The sequence below is a fragment of the Pseudomonas wuhanensis genome (assembly GCF_030687395.1).
GTDB lineage: Bacteria > Pseudomonadota > Gammaproteobacteria > Pseudomonadales > Pseudomonadaceae > Aquipseudomonas > Aquipseudomonas wuhanensis.
The window spans coordinates 2,834,370-2,847,767 of the sequence record NZ_CP117430.1 but is presented as its reverse complement, the minus strand read 5'-3'; the positions used below and the strand labels follow the sequence as shown (position 1 = coordinate 2,847,767).

At 59.3% G+C, this 13,398-nt stretch carries 11 protein-coding genes and 3 pseudogenes; 2 read left to right on the top strand and 12 right to left on the bottom strand.

All coding sequences use genetic code 11. The features are described from left to right. Positions 1-17: 17 nt before the first annotated feature. The gene (fhuF, locus tag PSH88_RS13320) at positions 18-707 is read right to left on the bottom strand and encodes a siderophore-iron reductase FhuF (RefSeq protein WP_305426718.1); all 690 of its coding nucleotides are present in this window, start codon (positions 705-707) and stop codon (positions 18-20) included. Positions 708-906: 199 nt separating this feature from the next. Between fhuF and PSH88_RS13315 the strand changes: the two genes are divergently transcribed. After that, positions 907-2,610, top strand: a complete 1,704-nt coding sequence (locus PSH88_RS13315; RefSeq protein WP_305426717.1) for an ABC transporter ATP-binding protein/permease — start codon at positions 907-909, stop codon at positions 2,608-2,610. A gap of 55 nt (positions 2,611-2,665) precedes the next feature. Here the strand turns inward: PSH88_RS13315 and PSH88_RS13310 are convergent, their stop codons facing one another. The 5 genes from PSH88_RS13310 to PSH88_RS13290 all read right to left on the bottom strand — a co-directional run bounded on the left by PSH88_RS13310 (position 2,666) and on the right by PSH88_RS13290 (position 7,475). Beyond that, the gene (locus PSH88_RS13310; RefSeq protein WP_305426716.1) at positions 2,666-4,276 is read right to left on the bottom strand and encodes a gamma-glutamyltransferase family protein; all 1,611 of its coding nucleotides are present in this window, start codon (positions 4,274-4,276) and stop codon (positions 2,666-2,668) included. Positions 4,277-4,359: 83 nt separating this feature from the next. Beyond that, positions 4,360-5,139: an amino acid ABC transporter ATP-binding protein gene (locus PSH88_RS13305; protein ID WP_305426715.1), complete on the bottom strand. Its 780-nt coding sequence runs from the start codon at positions 5,137-5,139 to the stop codon at positions 4,360-4,362. Positions 5,140-5,141: 2 nt separating this feature from the next. Continuing rightward, positions 5,142-5,915: an amino acid ABC transporter permease gene (locus tag PSH88_RS13300; RefSeq protein WP_305426714.1), complete on the bottom strand. Its 774-nt coding sequence runs from the start codon at positions 5,913-5,915 to the stop codon at positions 5,142-5,144. A gap of 12 nt (positions 5,916-5,927) precedes the next feature. After that, a complete protein-coding gene (locus tag PSH88_RS13295; protein ID WP_305426713.1) occupies positions 5,928-6,734 on the bottom strand; it encodes an ABC transporter substrate-binding protein in 807 nt (268 codons plus the stop codon). 72 nt (positions 6,735-6,806) lie between these two features. Further along, positions 6,807-7,475: a GntR family transcriptional regulator gene (locus PSH88_RS13290; protein ID WP_305426712.1), complete on the bottom strand. Its 669-nt coding sequence runs from the start codon at positions 7,473-7,475 to the stop codon at positions 6,807-6,809. Between the two features lie 377 nt (positions 7,476-7,852). On the opposite strand from PSH88_RS13290, the gene PSH88_RS13285 reads away from it, so the two are divergent. Continuing rightward, the gene (locus tag PSH88_RS13285; RefSeq protein WP_305426711.1) at positions 7,853-8,464 is read left to right on the top strand and encodes a TetR/AcrR family transcriptional regulator; all 612 of its coding nucleotides are present in this window, start codon (positions 7,853-7,855) and stop codon (positions 8,462-8,464) included. A gap of 157 nt (positions 8,465-8,621) precedes the next feature. On the opposite strand, the gene PSH88_RS13280 is transcribed toward PSH88_RS13285, so the two are convergent. From PSH88_RS13280 to PSH88_RS30465, 6 genes and pseudogenes are all read right to left on the bottom strand, one after another. Next, positions 8,622-9,725: a polyamine ABC transporter substrate-binding protein gene (locus tag PSH88_RS13280; protein ID WP_305426710.1), complete on the bottom strand. Its 1,104-nt coding sequence runs from the start codon at positions 9,723-9,725 to the stop codon at positions 8,622-8,624. 39 nt (positions 9,726-9,764) lie between these two features. Next, positions 9,765-11,102 (bottom strand): alginate export family protein, encoded by a 1,338-nt coding sequence (locus PSH88_RS13275; protein ID WP_305426709.1) that lies wholly within the window; start codon positions 11,100-11,102, stop codon positions 9,765-9,767. A 117-nt stretch (positions 11,103-11,219) separates the two neighbouring features. Beyond that, positions 11,220-12,482: a serine hydrolase domain-containing protein gene (locus PSH88_RS13270; protein WP_305426708.1), complete on the bottom strand. Its 1,263-nt coding sequence runs from the start codon at positions 12,480-12,482 to the stop codon at positions 11,220-11,222. 233 nt (positions 12,483-12,715) lie between these two features. Beyond that, a pseudogene (locus tag PSH88_RS13265) lies at positions 12,716-13,126 on the bottom strand (alpha/beta fold hydrolase); the annotation flags it as partial. A 3-nt stretch (positions 13,127-13,129) separates the two neighbouring features. Beyond that, a pseudogene (locus tag PSH88_RS13260) lies at positions 13,130-13,300 on the bottom strand (aldehyde dehydrogenase family protein); the annotation flags it as partial. 14 nt (positions 13,301-13,314) lie between these two features. Further along, positions 13,315-13,392, bottom strand: a pseudogene (locus PSH88_RS30465) (hypothetical protein); the annotation flags it as partial. Positions 13,393-13,398 lie beyond the last annotated feature (6 nt).

Sequence of the window (13,398 nt, the reverse complement as noted above, 5' to 3'; positions counted from 1 at the left end):
GCCCGGACGGGCGCTCTTCAGTTGTCCTGATAGATGTAGTGCAGGTAGCTCACCTGCTCTGCAACAGGCAGGCGATGCAACTTGGGGCATGACTCGCAGAGCACTGGCGGCTCGCCTTCGACCGGCTCGTGCAACTGATAATGCAAACAGCAATGCCGACGCAATGGCAGACAGGCACAAATCTGCGGCGCAGGTGACTCGACCATGCGCTGCAGCCCCCTTAACTTCAGGCGCCCGTCATTCACCGTGGCCTGTTCCAGCCACTGGTGCGCCTCGGCGAATCCGTCTCTGGACAAGTCGGCATTCATTCTCGTGAAGGCACCATCCCAAATGGCTACAAGGTTGCCCCACAATATTTTCGGCGCCAGGCCACCGGCGGCGGCCAGGGTGATGAAAAGCGGGGCCAGGTGCTCATGGATCAACCGCGACCAGTAGGCTGCACGATCTTCGGGGGCCAGGATTGGGGGGCCGGCGGTCAAGCTCAGCGCCACAGGTTCACCGTCATCGTGCAACACCACCGCCTCCTTGCCCCAGAAGTCGATCGCACAATGGCGCGTGAGCACACAGGCCAGGGCGGCCGGCAGGACGATGCTCATGTAGTTCATCGACCACTGCGAAACCACGGCTGCGCGGTTCACCCCCGGATAACGCAGGGCGAACCGGGTCAGCAACGGTTGCAGCACGGCAGGGTCGGCAAGCTGGTTCAACGCTATGGAAGGCTGATCACCAGGTTCATGCCGGATGACCCGTTGTATCGGCGGCCAAGCCTGGTTCAGCCATTCTGGAAATTCGATAACGGGTCTCCCGTGGCTTTCCCTAATTAATGCAAACGATTAGCATTGGCCGATCCTATCCTCCCTCCCCTGCAAACTCAACGTCGCTAGCGACCGGGCTCATCAAGACCACATGCACACACTCCGCAATTTCTGGCGCCTCGCGCGGCCTTTCTGGGCATCCGAGGAGAAGTACCCGGCTCTGTTGCTGCTGTTGGCCACCGTGCTCATGACCCTGTGCCTGGTGGGGATCAACATCCTCACCAACTTCTGGAACCTGCATTTCTATAACGCCTTGCAGGCCATGGATTACGCCGGTTTTCTGCTGGGCAGCCTGCAGTTCATCCTGCTGCAAATCGGCATGGCGGCCTTTACCGTGGGCGCGTTTCATTTCCAGCAGAAGCTGACGATACGCTGGCGTCGTTGGGCCACCCGGAACATGCTCGATCAATGGCTGGACAGCCAGCGCTACCAGAAGCTGAAACTGACCGAGACCGACGTCGATAACCCCGATCAGCGGATCGCCGAGGACATCGACCTTTTTATCGTCAAGTCGCTCAAGTTGAGCCTGGGGCTGTTGACGTCGGTGGTGTCGCTGTTTTCCTTTCTGCACATTCTCTGGCAGGCCTCCAGCCTCGTCAGCGTGCCGTTCAACGGTCAGTCGCTGGTCATCCCGGGGCTGTTGGTGTGGGTGGCTCTGGTGTACGCGATAGTGGGCACCGGCGTCGCGTTCTGGCTCGGGCGCGCGCTGCCCAGCCTCAATTTCATGCAACAGCGGCGCGAAGCGGATTTGCGCTTCTCGCTCATCCGCCTGCGGGAGAACGCCGACTCGATCGCCCAATACCGGGGCGAAGCCCTGGAGAACGCACGTTTGAACCAACGCCTGGGCGCAGCCCTGGAAAACTTCTGGGCGCTGGTGAAAAAACAGAAGCTGATCATGGGCTACTCGACCTTCTACTTGAACAGCGCTACGGTCATTCCCATGTTCATCATGGCGCCGCAGTTCTTCGCGGGCGCCTTTCCCCTCGGTCGCCTGACCCAGATAAGCGCCGCCTTCGGAGAAGTGCATGCGGCCATCGCCTATCTGGTGAGCGTATTTCCAGAGCTGTCGGAGTGGAAATCGGTGATCGACCGCTTGATCGGTTTCCAGGACCGACTGGATAACGTCGAGGTCAAGTCGAAGATCAGGCTCGAGCAGCAGGACAGCGGCCTCGATATCAAGGATCTGGACATCTGGCTGCCGAACGGCCGGCGCTTGTTCAAAGGCTTCAACCTTTCACTCAAGCCCGGCGACAGCCTTCTGATCAGCGCGCCGTCCGGCTATGGCAAATCGACACTGATTCGGACGATCACAGGGCTTTGGCATCATGCTTCTGGCTCCACCTGTTATGACCGTGAGCGTGCGCTGACACTCTCGCAAAAACCTTATCTGCCGCTGGGCAGCCTGCGCGAGGCGCTCTGGTATCCCAATCCTCCCCAACGCGAAGAAGATGCCGCTCTGAGCCTGGCCATGCAGCAAGTCGGCCTGCACCACTTGAGCGATCAATTGGATGAGGAACGGGACTGGTCGCAGACCCTCAGCGTCGGCGAACTGCAACGCTGTGCGTTCGTCCGGGCACTGCTGGCCCGCCCCACGGTCCTGTTCCTCGACGAGAGCAGTTCGGCACTGGATTCAGCCAACGAGGCACGCTGCTATCAAATGCTTAAACAGACGCTACCGGAAACGATCCTGATCAGCGTCGGACATAATGCTTCGCTTGAGCGCTTCCATTGGCACGTCCTGGAACTGCAAAGCGAGGCGCAGTGGGTGCATCGAAAAGTGAAGCAACCTGTATAAGATCGCGCGGACTTCGGATGCCGAGTGACAGAAACGGCATCTACCACCGGAAGTGCTACCACACAGCAATATGGGAATCGGCCCGCGGCTCAGTGCCGCCGCACAGCACCCCGGTGTCCGGGTCACGGATGATGATTTGCCCTCGGCCATAGTCGGTCAGGTCACAATCCACCTGAACCTTGTGTCCGCGCCGTGCCAGCGACGCAGCCAAATCTCGTGACGCCCCCTGCTCGATACCGACCTTCATATCCCCCAGCCATTGCCAACGAGGAGCATCCAGCGCGGCTTGGGGGTTGAGGCCGAAATCCACAAGATTCATGACCATCTGCACATGGCCTTGGGGTTGCATGTAGCCACCCATGACGCCGAACGGTCCGACCGGCGCATCATCTTTACTGAGGAAACCGGGGATGATGGTGTGGAAGGTTTTTTTGCCCGGTGCCAGGCAGTTGGCGTGATCAGGGTCGAGACTGAATTCCTGCCCGCGGTTCTGCAAGGCGATGCTGCTGTCAGGCAGCACCACGCCGGAACCGAAGCCGTGGTAGTTGCTCTGGATGAAAGACACCATATTGCCCTCCGCATCCGCCGTGGCCAGATACACCGTACCGCTGGTGTGGGGGGCGCCGGGCTTGGGTGCCTGAGCCTGATCAACGATCTGTTCACGGCGCTGACTACTGTAGGCATCGCTGAGAAGATCAGCCACCGCCACACGCATGTGCAGCGGATCGGTGATGTAATGCAGGCCGTCACTGTAGGCCAGCTTCATGGCTTCCAACTGACGGTGCCAGGTCTGCTGGCTGTCTCGGTGATCGAAGTCGAAGCCCTGAAGGATTTTCAGGGTCATCAGGGCCACCAGTCCTTGCCCGCTTGGGGGGATTTCCCACACATCGTAGCCACGATAGTTGATGCTGATCGGCTCCACCCACTGCGCGCGGTAGTCTTGCAGGTCGCTGGCTCGCAGGTAGCCGCCGGTGGCGCGGGAATGGGCATCCAGACGCTGCGCCAGATCACCGCGATAGAGGCTCTCGCAAGTGCTGTCCGCCAACTCTTCCAGCGTTCGGGCTTGCGCCGGGTTACGGAATAACTCACCGGCCTTAGGCGCACGACCATCGATCAGGAACGTATCGAACCAGGCATCGAGCACCGGGTCTCGATGGGGGCTGAATTCATCCAGAGCAGTCTGCCATTGACGCGCGACCACCGGTGACACTGGGAAGCCCTCCCGAGCCAGGCTGATGGCGGGCTGCAACAACTCGGCAAAGGGCAGCTTGCCGAAACGCTTGGACAACTCGGCCCAGGCCGACGGGCAACCGGGGACCGTTACCGGAGTCCAGCCGTAGAGTGGCATCTGCTCGTGACCGCCAGCCTTGACTGCATCGATAGTCAGCGCTGTCGGCGCTTGGCCGTTGCCGTTCAACCCGTGTAATTGGCCCTTGCTCCAGACCAGGGCAAAGGCGTCGCCGCCCAAGCCACAGCCGGTGGGTTCAACCACAGTAAGCGCTGCCGCCGTAGCAATCGCGGCATCAATGGCATTGCCACCCTTGCGCATGATCTCAATGCCAGCTTCGGCAGCCAGCGGCTGGGAAGCCGCGACCATGCCACGGCGGGCAAACACGCTCTGACGTTGCGACGGATAAGGATATTCATGGGCAGAGAATTTCAACATGGCAAAAGCTCTTCCAGACAAAGATTCATTAGGCGGATGTAAACCGGTTCCATTCCCGGGCGATAAAAGGCTCGACTCAAAGGTCACAGCACGCGGCTGAGAAAGGCCTGGGTTCGCGGGTGTATCGGTCGGCTGAATATCTGCTCCGGCGGCCCCTGCTCGATCAGTTCGCCCTGATCGAGGACCACCACGCGGTCCGCGACTTCTCGGGCAAAACCCATTTCATGGGTGACCACCACCATGGTCATGCCGTCATCGGCCAACTGCTTCATCACCTGCAGCACCTCGCCAACGGTTTCCGGGTCCAGGGCGCTGGTGGGCTCGTCGAACAGCATGGCTTGAGGTTTCATCGCCAGCGCCCGGGCAATTGCCACGCGCTGCTGCTGTCCACCGGACAACATCGACGGGTAATGCATGGCCTTGTCCGCCAGACCGACCCGGGCGAGCAACGCCCGGGCCTGTTCCAAGGCTTCAGCGCGAGGCACACCCAGCACCTGGATCGGTGCCTCAATGATGTTTTCCAGCGCAGTCATGTGGGGGAACAGATTGAAACGTTGAAAGACCATGCCGATGTCCCGCCGCTGCCGAGCGATGTTGCGCTCGGAGTCGCGCACCAGGCTGCCGTCGGCGCGCTCGCGATAACCCATGGCACGGCCGTTGACGCGAATGCGCCCGCCCTGAATGTCCTCCAGCAGATTGATGCAGCGAATAAAGGTGGTCTTGCCCGAACCCGAGGCACCGATCAACACCACCACTTCACCGCGCCGCACCTGTAAGGAAATCCCCTTGAGAATCTTCAGGTCGCCGAAGGACTTGTGAATGTCCAGCGCCTCGATGATCAGCTCTTCACTTTTGTGCGCCATGCTTAACGCCCTCTCAGCAATTTCAGCGTGCTGCGGCCGAACATGCGGCTGCCAGCCGCCGGCGGTACGGGTCGATCGGACTGTCCGAAACGCGCTTCCAACCAACGCTGGAAGAAGCCCCAAAGGGTGGTCAGCAGCAGGAAATAAATCGCCACCACCAGATACAGTTCAAATACCCGGAATGTCGCCGACGTGACCATTTGCGTACTCAGCAGCAACTCCTGCACGCCAATCACACTGACCAGCGTCGTGTTCTTGAGCATCACGTTGAACTCGTTGCCCAACGGCGGAACGATGACCCGGAACGCCTGAGGCAGAACGATTCGCCGCATCAGTTTGGCGAACGTCATGCCCAGGGAGCGCCCGGCCTCGTACTGACCCTTGTCCACGGCGCCGATCCCGGCACGGATGATCTCGGCCATGTAGGCGCCTTCGTTTAAGCCCAAGGCGATGATCGCTGCCTGGATATTGCCTGGCACCACCAGACCAACTAGCTCCACGTCTTCGAAGCGGAAGATCCCGCCGGCTGCCAATGCGGTGTAGAGAAAGACGATCTGCACCAACAGCGGCGTGCCGCGCATCAGCCACACATAAAACCGTACCGGCAGGTTGAGCAGCGGGTTGCGCGACAGACGCATCAGCGCCGCCGCCAGCCCCAACACACAGCCCAACGCCATCGCCAGCACACTGATCAGACAGGTCAGCCAGAGTCCGGTGAGGTACACCCCGCTGGGCTGCAACAGGTATTGCCAGAACACATCCCAATTGAAATTCATGGAGCGTGAGCCTCAGTCGAGTGTGTCGCTGGAAACATGCCATTTGCTCAGCAACTGCACGTAACTGCCGTCGCTGCGCATGTCACTGATGATCTGTTGTACCGCTGCGGTGAGCTGCGGATCATCCTTGCGAATTCCCAGACCGGTGAGAATCCGGCTGAAGGCCGGCACCCCTTCCTCGAACAGATCGGGCGCCATGGCTGCGTAGTAACCGGCGGTTTCCACGGTGGTGCCGTAGGCGTCTACCTGACTGATGCGCAGCGCCTGAAAGGCGTCGGTGTCGCTGTTGTAGACCACCAGTTTCATCGGTGTCTTGCCAGCCTTGGTGAGCTTTTCGTTCTCGGCGTCCAGCAAGGTTTTGATCGTGGAGCCATTGAGCACGGCCACCTTGTGCCCGGACAGTCCATCCAGGGTTTTGATGCCCTTGGGATTGCCTTTGGGGACGACCACTGACTGGCTGGAATACATGTAATTGACGATGTCGATCACCTCCCGCCGCTCGGGCTTGTCGAACAGCTGATCAACAATCATGTCGCACTGCTGGGCGAGCAATGCCGGCAGCAACCCGGAGAAAGGAATGACCCGCCACTGCACCGATTTGTCTCCCAGGCGCTTGGCGATTTCCAGCCCCAGATCGACCGTCAGCCCCCTGGGTTTTTGCGCCTCATCGAAAGACACCAAGGGCGGTGAATCCATGCCCGAGCAGTACGTGAGTTTTTCGGCTTTTTGCAGTCGCTCCGGCACTTGGGGCGCGGCAACCGCCCATTGTGTACAGAGTCCGAGGGATACAGCGGCAAGTAACAAACGGCGTTTATGCATGACCAGACACTCCAGTTGTTTAGTAACGGGGCAGTACTCAAAGTCAAAACACGGCCGGGCTCGAGCCCGATTCTATTTTTCCGATTGCAGAAACTGGATCAACGCCGGCACCGTGCCTTCGATGTGCTGACGCACCACCGCCTCGGCCCGGTCGGCATCGCCCGAGCGAATGGCGTCGAGGATCACCACGTGTTCCTGGCGAGCGCTCAAGGGTTTTTCGCTGTGTTGCAGCCACAGGCGCATCGGCGCCTCGATCAACGAATACAGGGCCGAGATCTGTTTCATCAGCCGAGGCCGACCGCTGAGGCTGCACAGATATTCATGGAAAGCCCGATGAAGTCGGACCCACTCGGCGCTTTCGTCACGGTAGTCATCCATCTCGTCCAGCATGCGTTCCAGCGCTGCCAGCTGACGCTCACCGATCTTGCCCACGGCAACTCGGATCGCCAGGCCTTCGAGGGCACTGCGCATTTCGAAAACTTCGTGTAGCTCCTCGAAATCCAGGCCGCTGACAATGGCCCCACGGTTAGGCCTCAAGGTCACCAGGCCTTGGGCATCGAGACGGCGAAAGGCTTCGCGCACCGGCATGCGGCTCATGCCGATCTCGCTGGCAATGTCCTCAGCGATCAGCCGGTCGCCTTTGCGGTAACGGCCACCGCAGATCGCTTCCAGCAGAAAGTTGTAAGCCTCCTCCTCGGCAGTCAGGGGCTGACGTTCAACATAGGTAGGAGCGAATTGCATGGCATCACCCTTTTGCAGTTTTGTATCCAATTATCCATAAATCCAAAACAGCAGAAATCGTGCCAGGCTTCTGGCAATCAGCTCAAGTTCTTCATTGGAATGGAGTTTTTACAAAAAAACTCGATGAGTACTGGATCGGCGCGACGTTCGCTGTGTGCTACAAAATGGCTCAGCGCGCCTCAAATAGGTGAATAAAGGTATCCAGGTAACACGTCATTGCGCCGAACGCAGCTTGGGCTGACTTTCTTGGGTCCTTCGCTGTCGCGAAACTACCCACTACAGAAATTAGCGCTTTAAAAATTTTACTCGATTAAGTATTTTGCAAGGATTATTGGGCGACGTGCGCCCCCCTTTATTCATAGCGACAGGAATCTCCCGTGAGCGGACTGCGTGAACGTCAGAAAGTCGAACGACGCCAAGCCATCAGCAAGGCAGCAATCGAATTGTTTGAGCGTCAAGGTTTCCAGAACACCACCATCGAACAGATCGCCAACCAGGCTGGGGTGTCGGCGCCCACAGTGTTCAAGTACTTCGGAAACAAGCAGGAAATCATTCTGGAAATCCTGCACGACGCCGACCAGCGTGCACTCAAGGACACCCGCAGTCAGATCCCCGAGATGGAGGATCCGGTCGACGCCATGTGTTACCTGGAGCGCCTGTTGACCAGTTACGCCCTGGAAGTCATGCACCCCAGCCTCTGGCGTGAACTGCTGCCTCTGATCCTGTTTGGCGGCGACAACGAACTGCCCGAAGGCTATCGCGCGATGAACGATGCACTCAGGGCTGAAATCAGCGGTTTGCTCAGAGAACTTCAGCGGGCCGGCAAGTTGCGCGCTGATCTCAACGTCGACCTGGCCGCCTTCTTGTTGAACGACTACGCACACCTGCAGTTGTTCAGGCTGGTCAACCAGGAACAGCCGGATATCGAGTCACACTCCACTCAGGTGAGGAATATCACCGAGCTGCTCTTTTACGGTATGCGAGCCTGAGAACACACGTAGCTGCAATCACCTCGGGTGCTGGGCGGCAATGTCTTTGGCTGGACACTCAATGAACAAGATTCGCTGAAGCTGCTCGACGCTGCGTTTGATCTCGGCATCAACACACACCCGTCGGGCCCGGCATAAAAGTACCGGGCCACGATGTTCAGCGATTGGTCTTGATGCTGGTCCAGGTGCGCGTGCGGATCCGTTCCACGGCTGCCGGCATGGGCTGCAAGGCGAACAACGTTTTGCGCGCCTCCTCCGACACATACATGTTGGGGTTGTTACGAATGTTGGCATTCACCAGCGCGGTCGCGTCCTTGTTCGGGTTGGGGTAACCGATCTTGTTGCTGATCCGGGCAATCACATCCGGACGCAGGATGTAGTTGATGAACTCATGGGCCTCTTGGGTATGGGGGGCGTTGGTCGGCACCATCATCACGTCCGACCACATCGGTGCACCTTCCTTGGGCAACGCCATCTCGACCTTGACGCCCTTGCCGGCCGCATCAGCCAGTTGCTTGGCCAGCGCCACGCCACCCGACCAGCCGACGGCTACGCAAATGTCACCGTTAGCCAGGTCCATGCCGTAGCGTGAGGAGTTGAAGTAGGTGATGTGCGGGCGAATCTTCATCATCGCCGCCTGGGCCTGCGGGTAGTCCTCGCGCTTCTGGCTGTTGGGGTCGAGGCCCTTGTAGTGCAACGCGATGGGCACGATTTCGTTGGCCGCGTCGAGGAAACCGACACCGCAACTGGCGAGTTTGGCGAGATTCTCTTCCTTGAAGATCATGTCCCACGTGTTCATCTGCACATTGGCGCCCAGGACTTGCTGAACCTTGTCGACGTTGTAGCCGATCAACGTGGTGCCCCACAGATACGGTGCCGCGTAGCGGTTGCCCGTGTCACCCGCTGCTTCCAGGGTTTTCATGAACTCCGGGTCCAGGTGCTGCCAGTTCGGCAGCTGGCTGCGGTCCAGGGGCTGGACGGCACCCGCCTTGATCAGGTGGCTCAGGTTGGCGCTGCCGGGGTAGACCACATCATAGCCAGAGTTGCCGGTGAGCAATTTTGACTCCAGGGTCTCGACGCTGTCGAATACGTCGTAGATCGGACGGATGCCGGTTTCCTCCTGGAAGCTCTTGAGGATCTCCGGTGGCAGGTATTCGATCCAGTTATAGATCCGCACCGTGCGCTCTTCAGCCAGTGACACTCCCGCCGTCAGCAACGACAGAGCGACGGACAACAGGGTGTTACGTACATTCTTGTTCATGGTGAAACACTCCTACGCGGCCGCGGCGGCTCGCGACACTTAATAGCGGTAGGTGAAGTAAAGTTCGAGTGCACTGAATTTCTGGTCATCGCCGAACACCTGCTTGGCAGCGGCCAAGGGCTTGACCCAGTTATAGGAGAGCGACGTATAGAACGACGGCGTCGGGGTCCAGTCGAGGAAAACCACACTCTCGTCCGCAAAGCGCCGATCACTGACCGGCGCCCCCATGTAGTTTTTCTCGTCCAGCCAGAACTGATAGTGGATCGCGCCGAGGGTCAGCGTTTCATTGAGGTGGGTCTTGAGCGAGAACTGTTGGACGTTTTCGTTGCTGTTGAACAGCAGGTAGTTGCCGACGACATCCCCCACCAGCCAGGTGCTCCAGTCGACGAAGCCCTTGCTCAGTGACTCCCAGGCTTTCTGCCGGTTGTCGGCGAGGTTGTCGTCGCCGGAAAAACTGGCGTAGCGATAGCCGATCACCGGGGTCAGCGGCAACGTGTTGAAGGCGTAATCCGCCTGGCCATACCAGGCGTTGGCAGCGTAATCCACGCCTTCACCACTGCCCCGCTCCACAGCGTATTCGGCATTCAGGGTCAGGTCCGGCACGCCCGGTACTTTGGCCTTCAACGCACGCACGTTGTACACCTGCATCCCGTCGCGGCGTCGTGGCAGTGTACTGCCCTTGGGCCCCAGGGCATTGACCTTCATTGCCATGGCCCCCAGCGTCACCTGGTCGTCGAGGTTGTAATCCAGGTTAGCGCCGGTCATGCGGAAGTCACCCAGATCATCGTCGACTCGCAAGGTGAAGGCCTGGGTTTTCAATGCGCCATGATCCCAAGCCAGGATGGCCGAATCCTTGAAGGCGGTTCTGGGGCCAAGCCAGTAGGCGCCGTCCTTGAGCTGATCGAGGTTACCGTCCATGACGATGAAGCCGGTGCCGATCATGTAGTTCTGGCGGCCGGCAGTGAGCGTCCACTCCCCGGCCCGGAAACCGCCGTAGAGTTCTTCGGTGGCTACATCACCATCAGAGCTGCGGGTGAAGCCGCCGGCATCGCCATCGCCAAAGGTGGTCGCTGCAACCAGCGAGCCACCGGCCAACAGGCTGAAGTCTGGCTGCAGGGCGTATTCCAGCTTGACGCCGGGCTTGACGTAGAACTCCTGCCAGTCGATTTTCGTACCGCCATTCTTGCCGCTGCGCGCATCGACGCGGCCGCTGCCGAAGTTGACGTTACGGGTGGAAAGAGTCGCCCCACCGGCGGTGAGGTTGACCTCACCCTTGAGGTTGCCGTCCTCGAAGGTGTAGCCCGCCAGCGCGACTTGGGTGGTCAGGGGTAAACCGACCGCCAAGAGCGCTCGAGAGAAACGCGTCATGAAAACCATATGAAGCTCCTGTGTGATTATTGTTGTTACAGGGCAGTAAATGGCGGTGCAAAGCGCCGCCAACACCTGGCCGAGCCAGGCGAATAGGACGCAAGATTCTTGTCGTTATGGGGCGTTTCAGTGAGTCAGGTGCGCGGCGATGGCACGCAGCATGCGCACGCTGTCAGCATCGAATGGGCTGACGGCCTCGGTCAGCGATGACTGCTTGACGATCACCACGCCGGACGGCTTGTCGACGAACAGGTATTGGCCGTGAATGCCACCGGCCATGATCGCTTGGCTGTGGTCGTTGAAGACGTACCACTGGCTGCGGTAGGAAGCGCCGGGGGTCCAGTGGGAGAACTCGGTGTTTTCGGCGTAGATCGTGGGATCGGAGCCGGCGAAGAGGCGTGCGAGGGTCTCGCTCGACAGCAACTGCTGCCCATCATGGCGACCGTCGTTTGCCAGCAGCCGACCGAACCGCGCCATGTCGCGCAAGGTGGCGCTGAAACCGGCACCGGCGACACTGCGCCCCCAAGGGTCAGCCATGAAGTAGCCGTCGCGCTCACACCCCAACTGGCTCCAGATGTCTTGCAGCAACTGATCGCAGGCCTTGCCCGAGGCGCGCTCCATGACCCAGGCCAGGGCTTCGGTGGTGGCAGTCACGTAATGGAAAAAGCCGCCGTGGCTGCCGCGTTTTTTCAGCGACGGCAGGTATTGATACAGCGACTCGAACTGAGCGTATTGCGCCGGTGCCGGCTGGAAGCCACAGGCGTAGCCGTACTGCGAACTCTCGGAGTTGGGATCGTCATAGACTTCGCTGTAGTCGATGCCCACAGCCATGTCGAACAGCTGGCGCACCGTGGCATCGCCAAACGCGCTACCCAACAATTCGGGCACGTAAAACGCCGCCGGCAATTGCGGATTGAGGATGCCATCGCAGACCAACTGCTCCCCCAGGGTGCCGATCAGCGACTTGGTCACCGAGAACATGACGTGCCGGTCCTGGGGACGCTGGTCGTTGAAGTAACGCTCGAACAGCACGGCGTCGCCCTGCATCACCATAAAAGCGTCGGTGTGACTGGCCACCAGGTGATCGATGACACTGACGCTCAGACCACATTCACTGTCGAAGTGCAGTTGATCCAGCGCCTTTGGTGTTTGTGTCAGCGCACTGACTGGTCCACAACCCGCCTGCACATCAATGGAGGGCCGCAGGCGCGCCAGATTGCGGAAGCCCCACTGATTGAACGGCGGGCGCATCCAGTTGTTCCACGTGACGCGGCGTTTCGGTTCGGCCGGAAAACCCTGCATCAGCAAAGGCGTCATGCGCCCGTCGAGTGACGATTCATTAGTCTCGTTGTAAAGACTGGCCAGCAACGGCACGGTGTTCTGATTCATCGGGTTGCCCCTGAAAAATGACTCTGCGTGAGAGCAGATGCAGGGAAATAATTACCCGGTATTGTTTTTTAGTCAATAAAACTTTTAGTGAATTAAAACATCTCGACCGCTGACCACTGCGCTTTGATGCGCGTAGCCGCAGCTCTTGAAAAACGTCGGAGGATGAGCGTTTACAACTATTCGAGTAGGCCCTCGCTCCGGGGAAGCCGGTTCGAGCGCCCGCAGGAAGCACATTGCCGCGCCGCTTTTTCAATCAATCGGGCTACCGGTTCCGGATTTGAAACCATCACGTGGAACTTATCCTGCTGGATGTACAAATCCTTGCCGCCATCAGCCAGCACGACAGGCGCCGCAAGGGCTGGGCCGAGAGTACTCCCCGGGAATTTGCCGGCTAGCCCGGCGACGGTTTCGCCCGCCTCGGGCGCGAAGGCGCTGACGTAAACAAGTGCCTTTACATTGGCTCGGTCGTTGGCCGCTTCGCTGATGACGTTGCCGCCGTAGGAATGGCCAACCAGCACAACGGGAGACTTGATGCCCGCCAGCAATGCGGAAACAGCAGCGCCATCGCTCTTCACACTGCGCAATGGATTGGCGGCGGCCACAACAGGGTAGCCATCTTTTTCGAGTATCTTCACCACCCAGCTGAATCAGTGCGCGATGCACACCGATTTCAGCTCGGTGTAAGCCTCAATAACCGCGTGACCAAACTCACGGTCCATACCGGATTGTTTAACGCCACCAAACGGCATCGCAGGGTCGAGCAATACGTGAGCGTTGACCCAAACGGTGCCCGCTTCGATACGCGGCACCCTGTTCATGGCTTTGCTCAAGTCTGCTGGTCCTGCTCATTGCGGATGCGTTCGTAGACGAACATCTCCGAAATCGCCGCCGACAGCTCACGGCCATGATCAGGCTG

Coding starts and splice junctions, on each gene's coding strand:
- PSH88_RS13280 (WP_305426710.1), bottom strand. CDS start 9,725: ATGAACAAGAATGTACGTAACACCCTGTTGTCCGTCGCTCTGTCGTTG.
- PSH88_RS13310 (WP_305426716.1), bottom strand. CDS start 4,276: ATGTTGAAATTCTCTGCCCATGAATATCCTTATCCGTCGCAACGTCAG.
- PSH88_RS13300 (WP_305426714.1), bottom strand. CDS start 5,915: ATGAATTTCAATTGGGATGTGTTCTGGCAATACCTGTTGCAGCCCAGC.
- PSH88_RS13270 (WP_305426708.1), bottom strand. CDS start 12,482: ATGAATCAGAACACCGTGCCGTTGCTGGCCAGTCTTTACAACGAGACT.
- PSH88_RS13290 (WP_305426712.1), bottom strand. CDS start 7,475: ATGCAATTCGCTCCTACCTATGTTGAACGTCAGCCCCTGACTGCCGAG.
- PSH88_RS13315 (WP_305426717.1), top strand. CDS start 907: ATGCACACACTCCGCAATTTCTGGCGCCTCGCGCGGCCTTTCTGGGCA.
- PSH88_RS13275 (WP_305426709.1), bottom strand. CDS start 11,102: ATGGTTTTCATGACGCGTTTCTCTCGAGCGCTCTTGGCGGTCGGTTTA.
- PSH88_RS13305 (WP_305426715.1), bottom strand. CDS start 5,139: ATGGCGCACAAAAGTGAAGAGCTGATCATCGAGGCGCTGGACATTCAC.
- PSH88_RS13295 (WP_305426713.1), bottom strand. CDS start 6,734: ATGCATAAACGCCGTTTGTTACTTGCCGCTGTATCCCTCGGACTCTGT.